At 61.4% G+C, this 17111-nt stretch carries 16 protein-coding genes and 1 pseudogene; 12 read left to right on the top strand and 5 right to left on the bottom strand.

Going from position 1 to position 17111, the window contains the following annotated elements:
* Positions 1-17 precede the first annotated feature (17 nt).
* Together TU79_RS15360 and TU79_RS15355 are read left to right on the top strand one after the other, a co-directional pair.
* On the top strand, positions 18-362 hold the full coding sequence (locus TU79_RS15360; RefSeq protein ID WP_057008757.1) for a pentapeptide repeat-containing protein: 345 nt from the start codon (positions 18-20) through the stop codon (positions 360-362).
* A 192-nt stretch (positions 363-554) separates the two neighbouring features.
* Positions 555-827 (top strand): TfoX/Sxy family protein, encoded by a 273-nt coding sequence (locus TU79_RS15355; RefSeq protein ID WP_057008756.1) that lies wholly within the window; start codon positions 555-557, stop codon positions 825-827.
* A gap of 223 nt (positions 828-1050) precedes the next feature.
* On the opposite strand, the pseudogene TU79_RS15350 reads toward TU79_RS15355, so the two are convergent.
* The 3 genes and pseudogenes from TU79_RS15350 to TU79_RS15340 all read right to left on the bottom strand — a co-directional run.
* Positions 1051-1770 (bottom strand): annotated as a pseudogene (locus TU79_RS15350) (heme ABC transporter ATP-binding protein); the annotation flags it as partial.
* Between the two features lie 47 nt (positions 1771-1817).
* Positions 1818-2855: a FecCD family ABC transporter permease gene (locus tag TU79_RS15345; RefSeq protein ID WP_057008754.1), complete on the bottom strand. Its 1038-nt coding sequence runs from the start codon at positions 2853-2855 to the stop codon at positions 1818-1820.
* Entirely contained in the window at positions 2852-3730 is an 879-nt protein-coding gene (locus TU79_RS15340; RefSeq protein ID WP_057008753.1) for a heme/hemin ABC transporter substrate-binding protein, read from the bottom strand. Before TU79_RS15340 ends, TU79_RS15345 begins: the two co-directional genes overlap by 4 nt.
* 157 nt (positions 3731-3887) lie before the next feature.
* On the opposite strand from TU79_RS15340, the gene TU79_RS15335 reads away from it, so the two are divergent.
* The gene (locus TU79_RS15335; RefSeq protein ID WP_057008752.1) at positions 3888-4205 is read left to right on the top strand and encodes a Rieske (2Fe-2S) protein; all 318 of its coding nucleotides are present in this window, start codon (positions 3888-3890) and stop codon (positions 4203-4205) included.
* Here the strand turns inward: TU79_RS15335 and sfsA are convergent.
* Positions 4202-4915 carry a DNA/RNA nuclease SfsA gene (gene sfsA, locus TU79_RS15330; protein WP_057008751.1) on the bottom strand — a complete coding sequence of 238 codons (714 nt, stop codon included), beginning with the start codon at positions 4913-4915 and terminating at the stop codon, positions 4202-4204. The genes TU79_RS15335 and sfsA overlap by 4 nt on opposite strands.
* Positions 4915-6087, bottom strand: coding sequence for a pyridoxal phosphate-dependent aminotransferase (locus tag TU79_RS15325; protein WP_057008750.1), 1173 nt, complete (start codon positions 6085-6087; stop codon positions 4915-4917). The genes sfsA and TU79_RS15325 overlap by 1 nt, the downstream gene beginning before the upstream one ends.
* Before the next feature lie 319 nt (positions 6088-6406).
* Here TU79_RS15325 and dksA point away from each other — a divergent pair, with 319 nt between their 5' ends.
* The 9 genes from dksA to panC all read left to right on the top strand — a co-directional run bounded on the left by dksA (position 6407) and on the right by panC (position 16968).
* Positions 6407-6850, top strand: coding sequence for an RNA polymerase-binding protein DksA (gene dksA, locus TU79_RS15320; protein ID WP_003235002.1), 444 nt, complete (start codon positions 6407-6409; stop codon positions 6848-6850).
* Between the two features lie 81 nt (positions 6851-6931).
* A complete protein-coding gene (gluQRS, locus tag TU79_RS15315) occupies positions 6932-7819 on the top strand; it encodes a tRNA glutamyl-Q(34) synthetase GluQRS (protein ID WP_057008749.1) in 888 nt (295 codons plus the stop codon).
* 62 nt (positions 7820-7881) lie between these two features.
* The gene (locus TU79_RS26075) at positions 7882-8058 is read left to right on the top strand and encodes a hypothetical protein (RefSeq protein WP_003176118.1); all 177 of its coding nucleotides are present in this window, start codon (positions 7882-7884) and stop codon (positions 8056-8058) included.
* A complete protein-coding gene (locus tag TU79_RS15305) occupies positions 8042-10996 on the top strand; it encodes a sensor histidine kinase (protein WP_162276072.1) in 2955 nt (984 codons plus the stop codon). The genes TU79_RS26075 and TU79_RS15305 overlap by 17 nt, the downstream gene beginning before the upstream one ends.
* A 22-nt stretch (positions 10997-11018) precedes the next feature.
* Positions 11019-12446: a sigma-54-dependent transcriptional regulator gene (locus TU79_RS15300; protein ID WP_057008747.1), complete on the top strand. Its 1428-nt coding sequence runs from the start codon at positions 11019-11021 to the stop codon at positions 12444-12446.
* Between the two features lie 711 nt (positions 12447-13157).
* Positions 13158-14564: a polynucleotide adenylyltransferase PcnB gene (locus TU79_RS15295; RefSeq protein WP_057008746.1), complete on the top strand. Its 1407-nt coding sequence runs from the start codon at positions 13158-13160 to the stop codon at positions 14562-14564.
* Between the two features lie 2 nt (positions 14565-14566).
* Positions 14567-15052, top strand: a complete 486-nt coding sequence (gene folK / locus TU79_RS15290; protein ID WP_057008745.1) for a 2-amino-4-hydroxy-6-hydroxymethyldihydropteridine diphosphokinase — start codon at positions 14567-14569, stop codon at positions 15050-15052.
* Between the two features lie 267 nt (positions 15053-15319).
* Positions 15320-16120 carry a 3-methyl-2-oxobutanoate hydroxymethyltransferase gene (panB, locus tag TU79_RS15285; RefSeq protein WP_057008744.1) on the top strand — a complete coding sequence of 267 codons (801 nt, stop codon included), beginning with the start codon at positions 15320-15322 and terminating at the stop codon, positions 16118-16120.
* Positions 16117-16968 carry a pantoate--beta-alanine ligase gene (gene panC, locus TU79_RS15280; RefSeq protein ID WP_057008743.1) on the top strand — a complete coding sequence of 284 codons (852 nt, stop codon included), beginning with the start codon at positions 16117-16119 and terminating at the stop codon, positions 16966-16968. Before panB ends, panC begins: the two co-directional genes overlap by 4 nt.
* The last annotated feature ends 143 nt before the right edge of the window (positions 16969-17111 follow it).

Below are 17111 nucleotides of genomic sequence, written 5' to 3'. Positions count from 1 at the left end.
TAGCCGGTATTGCCATCATGAGTCAGCCGAAGCTTCTTGATACCCCGCTCTACTCGCTTTTGCATAAGGACGATATTCGCGGCTTCAATCAGGAGCGCCCCAAAAACGGCGTAATCGATATGCGCGGTGGCGACTTCCGTGGGCTGGACCTGCGCGAACTGGACACCGCCGGTGTGGACTTCACCGACGCATATTTCCGCTCAGCCGATTTGCGTGGCCTGGATCTACGCGATTGCCCGCTGGAGGGCGCAAGCCTGGCCCACGCGCAGATCTCCGGGACTTATTTCCCACCGCAATTGACTGCCGATGAAATCCTCATGTCGGTCAACTTCGGAACCCGCCTGCGCTATCGCACCAAGTAACGCCCGCCCCATCGTCCGGCTACGTATAACGCGTGGCACGGACGCTGCCGTCAAAATTTTCGCGCCATTCTTATAAGCATTTGGCCGTTTTTTCGTAAAGAATCACGCTTTTCCTGCTGAGCGCTACACTCCTTTTCAGGCTTGCCTGGTCACGATACCCACCGCACCATTCGGCCGTCGCAAGGAGGCTTGATGAACGATGAGCTGCAACTCCTGAAAAATCTTGGCAAGACGTCGGCGCAATGGCTGCATGCGGTAGGCATCCACAGTGCGTCCGACCTGCGCCGCCTGGGCGCGGTCGACGCCTACCGCGCCGTGCGCACGCGCGGTTTCCGCGCCTCGAAGGTGTTGTTGTATGCCATCGAGGGGGCATTAATGAATGTTCACTGGAATGACATCCCCGCCGAACGCAAGGAAGCGTTGAACCGCCAGCTGGACGCAATGGCTGCGCGTCAGAAGAATTAATTTGTGGGCTGTTTCGAACAAGCGTTTGAGGAAAACACAGCGTCGTTCAAAACAGCTGTTGACTCTCAAATGAGAATCGTTATGATTATCACAACTGGTCGCGAGATCAGCCGATAACTGAAAGGCCATTGGTTCGGACTCTCAGATTATCTCCTCATCAGGCTAATCACGGTTATTTGACCCGGCTCTTGCCGGGTCTTTTTTTGCCCGTAATAAAGTCCTGCTAGCGAGCAATGATCAGCGGATGTCCACGTTCCGGGTGCGGCTGCACCAACACATCAAGGCCAAATACGGCTTTGAGCGGGCCGGGCCGCAAGACCTGCGCCGGCGTGTCCAACGCATGAGGACGTCCCTTTTCCAGCAGCAGAATTCGGTCGCAATAACGTGCGGCCAGGTTCAAGTCATGCAGAATCACCAGCACTGCCGCGCCTTGATCGGCAAAGGTGCGTATCGCCTGCAAAACAGTGTGCTGGTGCAGGGGGTCAAGCATTGATGTCGGCTCGTCCAACAGCAACGTCTGCCCCGTCTCACCCGGCCATAACTGCGCCAAAACCCGCGCCAGGTGCACACGCTGACGCTCGCCGCCGGACAGCGAGAGGTAGCTGCGACCGATCAAGTGCCCGACATCCGCCGCCTGCAACGCGGCCTCAATGATTTCATCATCACGTACTCGCCCGGTTTGATGGGGCAGACGCCCCATGCCAACCACCTCTTCGACGCGAAAGGCAAAATCGAGGGTCGAGGACTGGGGCAGCACGGCCAGGCGCTGGGCGCGTTGCGCGCCGCTCCAGTGCTTCAACTCCTGCTGGTCCAGCCACACCTTGCCCTGGTTGGGCTGCAACTCACCGCACAACGCACCGAGCAAGGTACTTTTGCCAGCGCCATTCGGGCCCAGTACACCGAGCACCTCGCCCGGCAACAGCGCCAGGGTGACATTCGCCAGTACGGTTGTGCGACCCCGACGCACCTGCAGCGCCTCTACTCGCAACATCAGGCGCGCCCTCGTAACAATAAATAGAGAAAAAACGGCGCGCCAATAAACGCCGTCACAATCCCGATCGGCAATTCAGCCGGTGCCAGCGCCAGACGAGCCACCAGATCGGCAAACAACAGCAGACTCGCACCCGCCAATATCGATGCGGGCAGCAACACCCGATGGTCGGGACCGGCCAGCAATCGCACCAGATGGGGCACCACCAACCCGACAAACCCGATCATCCCCGCCGCCGCCACCGCCGCGCCTACGCCGAGCGCCGTACAAAACACCAGTTCACGCTTGAGCCCTTCGACATCAATACCCAGGTGCCCAGCCTCGGACTCGCCCAGCAATAGCGCATTCAACGCCTTCGCGCGGCGCGGCAACCACAGCGCCACAGCCGCGCTCACCAGCAATAAAGGCCACAACCGCGAATAACTGGCGCCGTTCAGGCTCCCCAGGTTCCAGAAGGTCAAGGTGCGCAAGGTGGCGTCGTCCGCCAGATAAGTGAACAGGCCCACCGCAGAACCGGCCAGCGCCGTAAGGGCGATGCCGGCCAGCAGCATAGTCGCCACATGGGTCTGCCCGTTTCGCCGGCCCAGGCGGTAAACCAGCGCCGTCACGCCCAAACCGCCGAGGAATGCACACAACGACAACAGATAAGGGCCGACCGCATCCGGCAAGCCGCCGAACAACGAACCGCCAACAATCGCAACCGCTGCGCCCAACGCAGCACCGCTGGACACACCCACCAACCCGGGATCGGCCAACGGGTTGCGAAACAAACCCTGCATCGCCACGCCCGACAAGGCCAGCACGCCACCGACCGCCAGTCCCAGCAAGGTGCGCGGCAAACGAATCTGCCCGAGGATCAGCTCCGCCTGCTCCAAACCTTGAGGGTCAATCGGCAAGCCCATCAAACGCAAAGCGGCCCTGAGCGTATCCAGCAACGGCAGGCTCACAGGGCCCAGCGCCAACGAAAGCCAGATCGCCAGGACACATAACAATGCCAAGCCAATAAACAGGGTTTTGGGTCTGACCGGCGTCGTCATGGGGCGGATTCAGCTTGAGACGGATAAAATCCGGCAGACAGTTTCACCAGGCTTTGCGGCAGACGCGGTCCCAGCCCGCCCACCAACAGGGTTGGGTCCAGTTCAACCACGCGGCCATTTTTGGCGGCAGGCGTTGCGGCCAGGATCGGATTTTCCTTGAACAACGCCGCACGCGCCGCTTCGCCGGTCAGGGCCCGATCAGCAAACACCAGCACATCCGGACTCAAACCCGCCAGCGACTCGGCCGAGAACGGCTTGTAACCGGTGTGGGTCGCCAGGTTATGCCCGCCCGCCTGTTGCAACAGCCAATACGCCGCCGTGTCCTTGCCGGCGATCAGCGGCTTGCCCCCCGCGTGGCCGAGCAGCAGCAACACACCCGGCGCCTGTTGCGTGCTCTGCGCCTTGACGAGCGCGCTTTTCTGCTGATTCAGCGCTTGCTCGTACCCGCTAAACAATTGGCGAGCCTTGGCCTCATTGCCCAGCAACTTGCCCAAATGCTCAAGGTTGCCCTTGAGGGTCGGCAAATCCGGCTGCGCGGAGAACATCTCCACCTGCACACCCGCGCCGCGTACCTGCGCCAGCACCGGCGGCGGGCCCATTTCTTCGGTACCGATGAGTACCTGCGGGCGCAAGCTCAGAATGCCTTCAGCCGACAATTGCCGCTGATAGCCAATACTGGGCAGTGCCTTGACCGACTCTGGGTGCTGACTGGTCGTGTCCACCCCCACCAGTGTCGACTCGCCGCCCAGGGCGGCCACCCATTCGGTCAGCGCACCACCGGCACTCACCCAGCGTTGTGGCAGTTCCGAGGCGTGCGCCCCTGGGTTGACCAGCAGTCCGACAACAAGCGCGATAGCGCTGGTACACAGGCGCATAACAGGGTTTCCTTGCAAGGGGCGAAGCCGCTCCGGCACTCGTTGATGTGACAGATAACCGCTGCCGGGCATCGTACTGAGCGCAAGATCAACTGACGAACGAAGCCGGCATTTGATAACTGTTTTCATTTGGACGTCAAGGCACTTGAGGATTGAAATGAAGTTCGTCTGCCCCTCCGATACCCTCGCGCCCGACAGCAGCCTCGGTTTTGAAATAGACGGTTGCAAGCTGTTGGCCGTGCGCCGCGATGGCATCGCCTACTTCTATATCAACCGCTGCCCTCATCGCGGCATCCCGCTGGAATGGCAGCCTGATCGCTTTCTCGACGAGAGCGCCAGCCTGATCCAGTGCGCCACTCACGGAGCGCTGTTCCTCATTGAAAGTGGCGAGTGCATCGCCGGGCCGTGCGCAGGTCAAAGCCTCACGGCCCTGCCTGGTCGCGAAGACGAACACGGCCTGTGGGTGCAACTCTAATCGCCGAGCAGCACCTGGAGTCTGCGGTCCACCACGATTTCTTCGTGGGTCACGCGCACGCCATAGGCCAGCACCTCGACACCCGCCGCTTTGGCCTCACGCAAAGCGCCAGCGTAGCCGGCGTCGATTTCCACGGCAGGCCGCACCGCTTCGATCCCGGAAAGATTCACGCAATACAGTTGCACCGCACGCACCCCGCTGCGAGCCAGGTGTGCCAGTTCGCGCAAGTGTTTCGCGCCACGCTGGGTCACCGCGTCGGGAAATGCCGCCACCGCCGAACCGTCAAAGCCCAAGGTGACGCTTTTGACTTCGACATACGCCGCCCCCTCCGGGTACTCCAGGCGAAAGTCGATCCGGCTTTTCTCCTGACCGTACGGCACCTCTCGCTTCAGCGCGGTAAAGCCGTTGAGCTCGCTGATCACCCCGGCGCGCAGCGCTTCCTCGACCAACTGATTGGCACGCGCCGTGTTCACGCACGCCAACCGGCCCTGAGGGGTTTCAGCAATTTCCCAGGTGCCGGGCAACTTGCGCTTGGGGTCATCGGAACGGCTGAACCAGACCTGCCCGCCCTCGACCATGCAATTGAGCATCGAACCGGTGTTCGGGCAGTGAATAGTAAGTAACTCGCCGGTAACGGTCTCGATATCGGTGAGAAAACGCTTGTAGCGGCGAATCAGCCGCGCTTCTTCAAGGGGAGGATAAAAGCGCATCAGCCTTGCCAGCTCCGCAAGCCACGGGCGATGCGTTCCACCGCCTCCTGCAGACGCTCGATGTTTTGCGTGTAGGCAAAACGCACGTGATGACCGGCCTGGTAGCGGCCAAAATCCAGTCCGGGCGTAAATGCCACGTGTTCGGTCTCGAGGAAGTGCCGGCAGAACGCAAAGGCATCGCCGCCGAATGCGCTGATATCGGCGTACAAATAAAACGCCCCTTCCGGCTCCACCGCGATACCAAAGCCCAGTTCGCGCAGGGCCGGCAGCAGGAAATCACGGCGGCGGCCGAACTCGGCGCGGCGCGCTTCCAGAATGCTCAGGGTTTGTGGGGTAAAGCAGGCAAGCGCAGCGTGCTGGGCCATGCTCGGCGCGCTGATGTAGAGGTTTTGCGCCAGCTTCTCCAAATCCGCCACCGCATCGGGGGGCGCCACCAGCCAACCGAGGCGCCAGCCGGTCATCCCGAAATACTTGGAAAAACTATTCAGGACAAATGCTTCATCATCAACTTCCAGCACGCTGGCGGCATCGGTGCCGTAGGTCAGACCGTGATAGATCTCGTCCACCACCAAATGACCATTGCGCGCTTTGATTGCACTGGACAGTCCGGCCAGTTCATCCCGCGTGAGCAGAGCGCCGGTCGGGTTGGCCGGCGATGCGACGAGGGCGCCCACGCTGTCCGGGGCCCAGTGTTTGGCCACCAGCTCGGCGGTCAGTTGATAACGCACGTCCGGCCCAACCGGCACCAGTTGAGCGGCACCCTCCACCAGGCGCAGAAAATGTCGATTGCAGGGGTAGCCGGGGTCAGCCAACAGCCAGTGCTTGCCAGGATCGACCAGCAGGCTGCTGGCCAATAACAAGGCGCCGGAGCCACCGGGCGTAATCAGAATACGCTCAGGGTCTACGTTCAATCCGTAGCGCTGCTGATAAAACCCGCTGATGGCCTCACGCAACTCGGGCAACCCACGGGCGGCGGTATAGCGTGTCTTGCCATTGGCCAGCGCGGCCTGGCCGGCCTGGATGATGGGCTCGGCAGTGGTGAAATCCGGCTCACCGATTTCCAGGTGAATCACATCCAGGCCCGCCGCCTGCAGCTCATTGGCTCGCGCCAGCAACGCCATGACATGAAACGGTTCGATGGCGCGGCTGCGCGCACTGTAGGGCTGGGCCATTAGCCTTCCTTAAAGCGTGAGAACAAAGTCAGGATTCTACCGAACCCTTGCGTTAATACATGCTCTATTGCCTGTTCGGTCGCCCAAGAAGGGGCCAGCACGTGCCAGCAAAACGACTAAAATCAACCTTCGAGGCGCTCCACGCCTAACCATGGCGGGCTGCAGCCGTTGGCAGCCCTGTCGAGATACCTCGACAACCGGGAGTGGCGCACCCCGAATCTATCTGGTAAGTTCGCCCGCTTGCAGCCGCAGGGCCGGCAGGTGTCGGTGACGTTGCAATCCTGCGCAATGGATTAGAAGAGTGAGAGGCGGTCTATTCATGTCCACCCAAGCAAAGCAACAGCAGACTCAAGGCCTCGGCGGCTTCGACCCTTATGTGGAAAAAAAGGGCGAGGAGTACATGGGCGAGCCCATGCGCGAGCACTTCACCAAGATCCTGAACAAGTGGAAACAGGACTTGATGCAGGAGGTTGATCGTACCGTTGACCACATGAAGGACGAAGCAGCCAACTTCCCTGACCCGGCCGACCGTGCCAGTCAGGAAGAAGAGTTCGCTCTGGAGCTGCGCGCCCGTGATCGCGAGCGCAAGCTGATCAAAAAGATCGACAAAACGTTGCAACTGATCAAGGACGAGGAATACGGCTGGTGCGAATCCTGCGGCGTCGAGATCGGTATTCGCCGCCTGGAAGCCCGCCCAACCGCGGACCTGTGCGTAGACTGCAAGACCTTGGCTGAAATCAAGGAAAAACAGGTCGGCAAGTAATTGCTGCCGAACTGAACGAATGGGGCGTGCAAACGCCCCATTTGTGTATCTGGCGTTCCTGTTTCCAGTAGTATCCGGCCCATGACAGCCTCTACCTATATAGGGCGTTTCGCCCCCACGCCCAGCGGCCACTTGCATTTCGGCTCCCTGGTCGCCGCCCTCGCCTCCTACCTCGACGCCCGCGCCAACCATGGTCGCTGGCTGATGCGCATGGAAGACCTCGACCCTCCCCGCGAAGAACCTGGCGCGCAGGCCGCCATCCTGCACGCGCTGGAAAGCTATGGCTTTGAATGGGATGGCGAACTGGTCCGACAAAGCGAGCGGCACGAAGCCTACGCCAAGGTGCTGAACGACCTGTTCAACCATGGCCTGGCCTACGCGTGCACCTGCTCACGCAAACAGCTGGAACCCTACAACGGGATTTACCCCGGCCTGTGCCGCAATGCCGGGCACGACCAGCAGGACGCCGCGATCCGCCTGCGCGTGCCCGAACTTGCCTACCATTTTACCGATCGCGTTCAAGGTGAATTCCGACAGCACCTGGGCCGCGAGGCTGGCGATTTCGTCATCCGTCGCCGCGACGGTCTGTACGCCTATCAACTGGCCGTGGTGCTCGACGATGCCTGGCAGGGCGTGACCGATATCGTGCGCGGCGCCGACCTGCTCGATTCCACGCCGCGCCAGCTCTACCTGCAGGAGCTGCTGGGCCTGCGCCAACCGCGCTACCTGCACGTGCCGCTGATCGTGCAGCCGGACGGCAACAAGCTGGGTAAATCCTACCGTTCGCCGCCGCTGACTCAGGACCAGGCCACCCCGCTGCTGCTGCGCGCCTTGCGCGCCCTCGGCCAGCAACCCGGTGACGAACTGCTTCACGCCAGCCCACGGGAACTGCTGGATTGGGGCATCTGTCACTGGAATCCGCTACAGATCCCGCGCACGCTCACCCTGGCCGAAGCGCAATTGAGTTGAAGGCGCTTGCAGCCGGCCCGGCATCCGTTACCATCGCGACAGTTTTTTAATCAGAGGCCAACATGTACATCTATCGATTGGTCCTGCTGCTGGTCGTCGGGATCTACCTGTTTTCCCCCGCCATCATGGATTGGTGGATCGACGCCACGGGCGCCTGGTATCGCCCTTATCTGCTGTGGCTGATCCTGATCGTCGTGACTTTCATCCTGCAGAGCCAAAAAGATGCCGATGAGCTTTAGCCTCACCCAGATGCTGCTGATCAGCGCCGCCTACCTGGCCGCGCTGTTCGCCGTCGCCTGGATCAGTGAGCGCGGAATGATTCCGCGGGCGATCATTCGCCATCCGTTGACCTACACCTTATCCCTGGGCGTGTATGCCAGCGCCTGGGCGTTCTACGGCACCGTCGGCCTGGCCTACCAGTATGGCTACGGGTTTCTCTCCAGCTACCTCGGGGTGTCCGGGGCCTTTTTGCTGGCGCCGGTGCTGCTGTACCCGATCCTGAAAATCACCCGCACCTACCAGTTGTCCTCCCTGGCCGACCTGTTCGCCTTCCGCTTTCGGAGCACCTGGGCCGGCGCGCTCACCACCATTTTCATGCTGATCGGCGTGCTGCCTTTGCTGGCCCTGCAGATCCAGGCGGTAGCCGACTCCATCAGCATCCTCACCCGCGAGCCGGTGCAGCACCGCGTGGCCCTGGCCTTCTGTGCGCTGATCACGCTGTTCACGATTTTCTTCGGCTCACGGCATATCGCCACCCGCGAAAAACATGAAGGCCTGGTGTTTGCGATTGCCTTCGAGTCGGTGATCAAGCTGATCGCCATCGGCGGCGTGGGCCTTTACGCACTCTACGGCGTGTTCGACGGTCCGCAACAGCTGGAACTGTGGCTGCTGCAAAACCAGACCGCCCTCGCTGCCCTGCACACGCCGCTGCAGGAAGGCCCCTGGCGCACGCTGCTGCTGGTGTTCTTCGCCTCGGCGATTGTGATGCCGCACATGTACCACATGACGTTCACCGAAAACCTCAACCCGCGCTCGCTGGTCAGCGCCAGCTGGGGCCTGCCGCTGTTCTTGCTGCTGATGAGCCTGGCGGTGCCGCTGATCCTGTGGGCCGGCCTGAAACTAGGGGCCACCACCAATCCGGAATACTTCACCCTCGGCATCGGCATCGCCGCCAACAGCCCGGCCCTGGCATTGCTGGCGTATGTCGGCGGTCTGTCGGCGGCCAGTGGGCTGATCATCGTCACCACCCTGGCGCTGTCGGGCATGGCCCTCAACCACCTGGTGCTGCCGCTGTACCAGCCGCCGGCTGAAGGCAATATCTACCGCTGGCTCAAGTGGACGCGCCGCGCGCTGATCGTCGCGATCATCATGGCCGGTTATGGCTTCTACCTGCTGCTGGGTGCCGGCCAGGACCTGGCTAACCTGGGCATCGTTGCCTTCGTCGCCACCTTGCAGTTCCTGCCGGGCGTGTTGTCGGTGCTGTACTGGCCGACCGCCAATCGTCGCGGTTTTATCGCCGGGCTGCTGGCGGGTATCCTCGTATGGGTGGTGACCATGCTGCTGCCGCTGGTCGGCAACCTGCAGGGCTTCTACATCCCGCTGCTGAACATGATCTACGTGCTCGACGACACCAGCTGGCACATGGCGGCGATTGCCTCGCTGGCAGCCAACGTGCTGATGTTCACGCTGATCTCGCTGTTCACCAACGCCAGCCCCGAAGAAACCAGCGCCGCCGAAGCCTGCGCGGTGGACAACGTACGCCGCCCGCAACGCCGCGAATTGCACGCGGCCTCGCCCCAGGAGTTCGCCACCCAACTGGCGAAGCCGCTGGGTGCCAAGGCGGCGCAGAAGGAAGTCGAGCAGGCGTTGCGCGACCTCTACCTGCCCTTCGACGAACGCCGCCCCTACGCCTTGCGCCGCCTGCGCGACCGTATCGAAGCCAACCTGTCCGGCCTGATGGGCCCCAGCGTGTCCCAGGACATGGTGGAAACCTTCCTGCCCTACAAGGCCGGCGGCGAAAACTACGTGACCGAAGACATCCACTTCATCGAGAGCCGGCTGGAGGACTACCACTCGCGTTTAACCGGCCTTGCCGCCGAACTCGACGCCCTGCGCCGTTACCACCGCCAGACCTTGCAGGAATTGCCAATGGGCGTGTGCTCACTGGCCAAGGATCAGGAAATCCTGATGTGGAACAAGGCCATGGAAGAACTCACCGGCATTGCCGCGCAACGGGTGGTGGGCTCGCGCCTCAATACGCTCGGTGATCCATGGAAAGAATTGTTGCAGGGCTTTATCAACCTGCCCGACGAGCACTTGCACAAGCAGCACCTGGCGCTCGATGGCCAGACCCGCTGGCTCAACCTGCACAAAGCCGCCATCGACGAACCCCTGGCCCCCGGCAACAGCGGCCTGGTGCTGCTGGTGGAAGACCTGACCGATACCCAGATGCTCGAAGACAAGCTGGTGCACTCCGAGCGCCTGGCCAGCATTGGGCGCCTGGCCGCCGGCGTGGCCCACGAAATCGGCAACCCGATTACCGGTATCGCGTGCCTGGCGCAAAACCTGCGCGAAGAGCGTGAGGAAGACGGCGAAATCACCGAGATCAGCGGACAGATCCTTGAGCAGACCAAGCGCGTGTCGCGCATCGTGCAGTCGCTGATGAGCTTTGCCCATGCCGGCGCCCATCAGAATCAGGACGAGGCGGTGTGCCTGGCCAAAGTAGCCCAGGATGCCATTGGGCTGCTGGCCTTGAACCGGCGCAATTTCGAGGTACAGTTCTTCAACCTGTGCGACCCGGAACACTGGGTCGACGGCGACTCACAACGCCTGGCCCAGGTATTGATCAACCTGCTGTCCAACTCCCGCGATGCAACGCCCGCCGGCGGCGCCGTGCGGGTCAAGACCGAGGCTTTCGAGCACACGGTGGACCTGATCGTGGAGGACGAAGGCAGCGGCATTCCACAGAACATCATGGACCGACTGTTCGAACCTTTCTTTACCACCAAGGACCCCGGTGAAGGCACCGGTCTGGGCCTTGCGCTGGTCTATTCCATCGTTGAAGAGCATTATGGACAAATCACCATCGACAGCCCGGCTGACCTTGAAAGCCAACGCGGCACCCGTATACGGGTGACCTTGCCGCGTCATGTCGAAGCGACGTCCGCTGTGAACTGAGACCGTCGAGAGAATTGAATCAATGCCGCACATTTTGATCGTCGAAGACGAAACCATCATCCGCTCTGCCTTGCGTCGCCTGCTTGAGCGCAATCAGTACCAGGTCAGCGAAGCCGGCTCGGTGCAGGAAGCGCAGGAGCGATTCAGCATTCCCTCGTTCGACCTGATTGTCAGCGACCTGCGCCTGCCTGGCGCACCGGGCACCGAGCTGATCAAGCTGGGCCAGGGCACCCCGGTGCTGATCATGACCAGCTACGCCAGCCTGCGTTCGGCCGTGGACTCCATGAAGATGGGCGCGGTGGACTACATCGCCAAGCCGTTCGACCACGACGAGATGCTCCAGGCCGTGGCGCGCATTCTGCGTGACCGTCAGTCGGCCGGCAGCACACCGCCCGAACCGCGCCCTGCCGGCAAAACCGCCGAAAAACCGGGCGTCGACAACAGCAATGGCGAGATCGGCATCATCGGCTCCTGCCCGCCCATGCAGGATCTGTACAGTAAAATCCGCAAAGTGGCGCCCACCGACTCCAATGTATTGATCCAGGGCGAGTCCGGTACCGGTAAAGAACTGGTGGCCCGTGCACTGCACAACCTGTCCAGGCGCGCCAAGGCGCCGATGATTTCGGTTAACTGCGCGGCGATTCCCGAATCCCTGATCGAGTCCGAATTGTTCGGCCACGAAAAAGGTGCGTTCACCGGCGCCAGCGCCGGACGTGCGGGGCTGGTGGAAGCGGCGGATGGCGGCACCTTGTTCCTTGACGAGATTGGCGAGCTGCCACTGGAAGCACAGGCACGGTTGCTGCGGGTATTGCAGGAAGGCGAGATTCGACGCGTCGGCTCGGTGCAGTCGCAGAAGGTCGATGTGCGCCTGATCGCCGCGACCCATCGGGACCTCAAGAGCCTGGCCAAGATCGGCCAGTTCCGCGAAGACCTGTATTACCGCCTGCACGTGATCGCTCTCAAGCTGCCGGCCCTGCGTGAGCGTGGCGCCGACGTCAACGAGATCGCCAATGCGTTCCTGCTGCGCCAGAGTGCGCGGATCAACCGTACCGACCTGACGTTTGCCCCGGACGCCGAGCAGGCGATTCGGCACTACTCGTGGCCGGGTAACGTGCGCGAGCTGGAGAACGCAGTGGAGCGTGCGGTCATCCTGTCGGAGAGCCCGGAGATTTCCGCCGAGCTGCTGGGTATCGATATCGAACTCAGTGATCTGGAGGATGACGACTTCATCGGCCTGGCGCCGCAATCGGGCGGCGGTAACACCAGTCATGAGCCGACCGAGGATCTGTCACTGGAAGACTACTTTCAGCATTTCGTGCTGGAGCATCAGGATCACATGACCGAGACCGAACTGGCGCGCAAGCTGGGTGTGAGCCGTAAATGCCTGTGGGAACGTCGTCAACGCCTGGGCATTCCGCGGCGCAAGACCGGCGTTGCCAGCGAGAGCTGAGGGGGGCGCCCTCACAGGTAACACCCTCAGATGTGAAAAAACTGTTACCGCAGATATTTCGCGTAACAAAAGCCGGGGCTTACGGTAACGAAGCCCCGGCTTTTTTTCGTCCGCCCCCAACCTGAAACCACCTCAACCCCCTGCTTTTGCTGGGCGCCACCAAAGTTGGCACGCACCCTGCTATATGCTTAGTACAAAAACAATAACAAGCTCTGAACAAGACAATAAAAATAAGACGAATCGACTCACGCATAACAAAAACAACACGGCGGAGGCGCAGCTAACTGATTCTTTTGGAGAGGCGTTGCATTTGGGGCTTGCCCCGCAACCAGGCCGAGAACAACAAAAACTGCCCTAAGGCAGAGCCTGAACTGGTTGGATCGTAGATCAGCAACACAGCGACCAAAGCAATCCGTTTGCTCTTGGCTCCCGATTGGGAGTGTCATGAAGGTAAAGCTTCCTGACGAGGGCGATCAATAAAAACAAAAAGCCCGACACCAATAATAAAAATAGAGTACGCAACTACTTCTGGGGGAGCTTCGGCTCCCCTTGTAGTTTCTGCGATTTCCCCCCTCCTGGCAGTCGTTTGAAGCTTTCAGAGCAACGCTTGCAGCTTGTTCCTACACCATCCCCTGACTAAATGCTAGAATCCCGGCCCATCATGCGGTCATTCTTCGTTATGGCCGAACATTCCTTCAAACAGTGCATCCCATGCTGAAGAAGTTGTTCCAGTCATTCCGTTCTCCCGTGCGTCGTACGCAACACATTCGCAGCACGCCTGAAGTGCTTAACAGCAATCAGCATTCATTGCAGCGCGCTCAGTTCAGCCGCTACGCGGTGAACATCGTCGAACGTTTGCAGAACGCCGGCTACCAGGCCTATCTGGTGGGCGGCTGCGTACGCGACATGCTGCTCAATATCACGCCCAAGGATTTCGACGTCGCCACCAGCGCCACGCCGGAACAGGTGCGTGCCGAGTTTCGCAATGCGCGCATCATCGGTCGCCGCTTCAAGCTCGTGCACATTCACTTCGGTCGCGAAATCATCGAAGTCGCGACCTTCCGTGCCGGTCATCCGCAAAACGATGAAGAGGAAGACACCAACCAGTCTTCCCGCAATGAAAGTGGGCGCATCCTGCGCGATAACGTCTACGGCACCCTGGAAGAAGACGCGCAGCGCCGCGACTTCACCATCAATGCGCTGTATTACGACCCGGTCAGCGAGCGCATCCTCGATTACGCCAATGGCGTGCCCGATATCCGCAACAACCTGATCCGCCTGATCGGCGAACCGACACAGCGCTACCAGGAAGACCCGGTGCGCATGCTGCGGGCCGTGCGCTTTGCCGCCAAACTGAATTTCGGCATCGAGAAACACACCGCCGCACCGATTCGCGAATTGGCGCCGATGCTGCGCGAAATTCCCTCGGCGCGACTGTTCGAAGAAGTGCTCAAGCTGTTCCTTTCGGGTTATGCGGCCGACACCTTTGAGATGCTCGTCGACCTGCAGTTGTTCGATCCTCTGTTTCCGGCCAGCGCCGAAGCCCTGGAATACAACCCGACGTACACCCACACCCTGATCAGCGAAGCGCTGGCCAACACCGACCTGCGCATCAAGCAGAACAAACCGGTCACCCCGGCGTTCCTGTTTGCCGCGCTGTTGTGGCCAGCCCTGCCCAAACGTGTGCTGCGTCTGCAGGACCGTGGCATGCCGCCCATTCCGGCGATGCAGGAAGCCGCTCACGAGCTGATCACCGAGCAGTGTCAGCGCATTGCGATCCCGAAACGCTTCACCATCCCCATCCGCGAGATCTGGGACATGCAGGAGCGCCTGCCACGCCGCAGTGGCAAACGCGCCGACATGCTGCTGGACAACCCGCGCTTCCGTGCCGGCTACGACTTCCTGCTGCTGCGCGAAAGCGCCGGCGAGCAGACCGACGGCCTGGGCGAATGGTGGACCGATTACCAGGACGCCAACGACAGCGGGCGCCGCGACATGATTCGTGAGCTGGGCAGCAAAGGCGATGGCGAAGGCGCGGCGCCCAAAAAGCGTCGGCGCAGTAGCAGCAGCAAGCGCAAACGCAGCGGCGCCGATGCCTCGGGCGCCGCAGGCGAATAAACGTGGAACGTATCTACATCGGCATGGGCAGCAACCTCGCTGCCCCGGATCAGCAATTGCGCAGCGCTATTGAGGCGCTGGCGCAGTTGCCAGGCACCACCGTCGTCGGTGTCTCCGCCTTCTATCAAAGTGACTCCCTGCTCCCGGGCCAGCCGCGCTACACCAACGCGGTGGCCGCCCTGAACAGCAGCCTTGCGCCCTTGGAACTGCTGGATGCGTTGCAAGCCATCGAGAACGATCAGGGCCGCGAGCGCCTTGAGCGCTGGGGGCCACGTACACTCGACCTGGACATTCTGCTGTTTGGCGATCGCCTCATCGACGAGCCGCGCCTCAAGGTGCCGCATTACCAAATGCATCTGCGGGCGTTTGTGCTGTATCCGCTCGCCGAATTGGCGTCGGCACATTTCCTGCTGCCGGACGGTCAGCCTTTGAGCCACCTGCTGGCGGCTTGCCCGTTCGAAGGCCTGGAACGCATGTCCCAGAACTGACGCGGTCAATGTGGGGGCTTCACCGCCTTCAACCTGCTGAATCGCGTCAGTAACAGGGGTAACAGTGCCCTCGTAACAATGCGGTAACACATCCAATTGACTTCCCGTGTCCTCCTCACGACTATAGGCGTCCCGCTGCCGCCAACCCGGCAATAAAGGGCGCAATCCAGGCCTTATAAGCACTGCTCTCAAGACGGTGCGCCTGTATAAACGAAGACTCACGCGCGTTACTCGCTGTTTCCAAGCGCCTGAACGAGGACCCTTTCGATGCCAGACATTACCCTGACCACCTTGCAGAGCCTCAAGCTCAAAGGTGAAAAAATCACCATGCTGACCTGCTATGACGCCACGTTCGCCAACGCCTGCTGCCAGGCGGGCGTCGACGTGCTGCTGGTAGGTGACTCCCTGGGCATGGTTCTTCAAGGGAATGACAGCACGCTCCCCGTCACCACCGATGAACTCGCCTACCACACCGCCAGCGTCAAGCGCGGTAACAACGGCGCGTTCATCATCGCTGACCTGCCGTTCATGGACTACGCCACCGTCGAACAGACGTTTCTCAACGCCGGCAAGTTGATGCGCGCCGGTGCGCACATGGTCAAGGTCGAAGGTGCGCTGTGGCTCGCCGAGTCGATCCGCCTGCTGGCCGAGCGCGGCGTACCGGTGTGCGCTCACATGGGCCTCACGCCGCAGTCGGTGAACCTGCTCGGCGGTTACAAGGTGCAAGGCCGCAGCGAAGCCCAGGCGCGCCAGATGCGGGCTGATGCCATCGCACTGGAACAAGCCGGCGTTGCCATGATTCTGCTCGAATGCGTGCCCAGCGACCTGGCCGCGGAAATCACCCAGGCCGTCAGCGTGCCGGTCATCGGCATTGGCGCGGGCAGCGCCACCGACGGCCAGGTGCTGGTATTGCACGACATGCTCGGCCTCTCGATCACCGGTCGCGTGCCCAAGTTCGTGAAGAACTTCATGGCCGGCCAGGACAGCATCCACGCGGCGTTGAGCGCGTATGTCGCCGAAGTCAAAGGCGTGACCTTTCCCGCCGCCGAACACGGATTTTCTGCATGAACACCGTAAAAACCCTGCGTGAACTGCGCGCTGCCGTGACCCACGCCCGCAGCGCCGGCAAGCGCATCGGCTTCGTGCCGACCATGGGCAACCTGCACGAAGGCCATGCCACCCTGGTGACCAAGGCCGCGCAGCAGGCTGACTTCGTGGTCGCCAGCATCTTCGTCAACCCGCTGCAATTCGGCGCCAACGAAGACCTGGACAAGTATCCCCGCACCCTCGCCGCCGACCAGGAAAAGCTCCTGCAGGCCGGCTGCAACCTGCTGTTTGCACCCACCGTCGAGGAAATGTACCCGGGCGGCATGACCGGCCAGACCCGCGTCAGCGTCCCGCACCTCTCCGAAGGCCTCTGTGGCGCCAGCCGTCCCGGGCACTTCGAAGGCGTCGCCACGGTGGTCAGCAAATTGTTCAACATGGTGCAGCCGGACATCGCTGTGTTTGGCCAGAAGGACTACCAGCAGTTGGCGGTGATCCGCGCCATGGTGCATGACCTGAACATGCCGATCCAGATCATCGGCGAGCCCACCGTGCGCGCCGAAGACGGTCTGGCGCTGTCCTCGCGTAACGGCTTTCTCTCCGGGCAGGAACGCGCAATCGCACCGGTGCTGTATCGCAGCCTCAGCCACATCGCTGCGGCCATCAAGGCTGGCGACCATGACTTCGTCAGCCTGCGTGCCGAACAGGTGCGGCAGATCGAAGCCGCCGGACTGCGCCTGGACTACCTCGAAGTGCGCCACGGCGTGTACCTGCGCCCCGCCACAGCGCAGGACAAGGACATTGTGATTCTGGTCGCGGCATTCCTGGGCAACACCCGGTTGATCGACAACCTGCACCTGAACCTCAACTGACCCCGCCCGGGCAGCCCGCCTGTTGCCCTGATCGCCGTGCCGGTATAAAAAAGTACCGGCCACGGCGCAGACAAAGCCAAGACATATCAACACGCTAGGTTTAATGTAATCGCCCGGCGCTAAGGTTAGTGCTGTCCGCAACC

The organism is Pseudomonas trivialis (assembly GCF_001439805.1).
GTDB lineage: Bacteria > Pseudomonadota > Gammaproteobacteria > Pseudomonadales > Pseudomonadaceae > Aquipseudomonas > Aquipseudomonas trivialis.
Note: the sequence above shows the minus strand (reverse complement) of the source record. Positions and strands in the feature narration are given on the sequence as shown.

What these genes read in the sequence shown, in the direction of transcription:
- TU79_RS15335 (WP_057008752.1), top strand. Translation starts at nt 3,888, where the DNA reads ATGAAGTTCGTCTGCCCCTCCGATACCCTCGCGCCCGACAGCAGCCTC.
- panB (WP_057008744.1), top strand. Translation starts at nt 15,320, where the DNA reads ATGCCAGACATTACCCTGACCACCTTGCAGAGCCTCAAGCTCAAAGGT.
- TU79_RS26075 (WP_003176118.1), top strand. Translation starts at nt 7,882, where the DNA reads ATGTACATCTATCGATTGGTCCTGCTGCTGGTCGTCGGGATCTACCTG.
- TU79_RS15340 (WP_057008753.1), bottom strand. Translation starts at nt 3,730, where the DNA reads ATGCGCCTGTGTACCAGCGCTATCGCGCTTGTTGTCGGACTGCTGGTC.
- panC (WP_057008743.1), top strand. Translation starts at nt 16,117, where the DNA reads ATGAACACCGTAAAAACCCTGCGTGAACTGCGCGCTGCCGTGACCCAC.
- TU79_RS15295 (WP_057008746.1), top strand. Translation starts at nt 13,158, where the DNA reads ATGCTGAAGAAGTTGTTCCAGTCATTCCGTTCTCCCGTGCGTCGTACG.
- sfsA (WP_057008751.1), bottom strand. Translation starts at nt 4,915, where the DNA reads ATGCGCTTTTATCCTCCCCTTGAAGAAGCGCGGCTGATTCGCCGCTAC.
- gluQRS (WP_057008749.1), top strand. Translation starts at nt 6,932, where the DNA reads ATGACAGCCTCTACCTATATAGGGCGTTTCGCCCCCACGCCCAGCGGC.
- TU79_RS15360 (WP_057008757.1), top strand. Translation starts at nt 18, where the DNA reads ATGAGTCAGCCGAAGCTTCTTGATACCCCGCTCTACTCGCTTTTGCAT.
- TU79_RS15305 (WP_162276072.1), top strand. Translation starts at nt 8,042, where the DNA reads ATGCCGATGAGCTTTAGCCTCACCCAGATGCTGCTGATCAGCGCCGCC.
- dksA (WP_003235002.1), top strand. Translation starts at nt 6,407, where the DNA reads ATGTCCACCCAAGCAAAGCAACAGCAGACTCAAGGCCTCGGCGGCTTC.
- TU79_RS15325 (WP_057008750.1), bottom strand. Translation starts at nt 6,087, where the DNA reads ATGGCCCAGCCCTACAGTGCGCGCAGCCGCGCCATCGAACCGTTTCAT.
- TU79_RS15345 (WP_057008754.1), bottom strand. Translation starts at nt 2,855, where the DNA reads ATGACGACGCCGGTCAGACCCAAAACCCTGTTTATTGGCTTGGCATTG.
- TU79_RS15300 (WP_057008747.1), top strand. Translation starts at nt 11,019, where the DNA reads ATGCCGCACATTTTGATCGTCGAAGACGAAACCATCATCCGCTCTGCC.
- TU79_RS15355 (WP_057008756.1), top strand. Translation starts at nt 555, where the DNA reads ATGAACGATGAGCTGCAACTCCTGAAAAATCTTGGCAAGACGTCGGCG.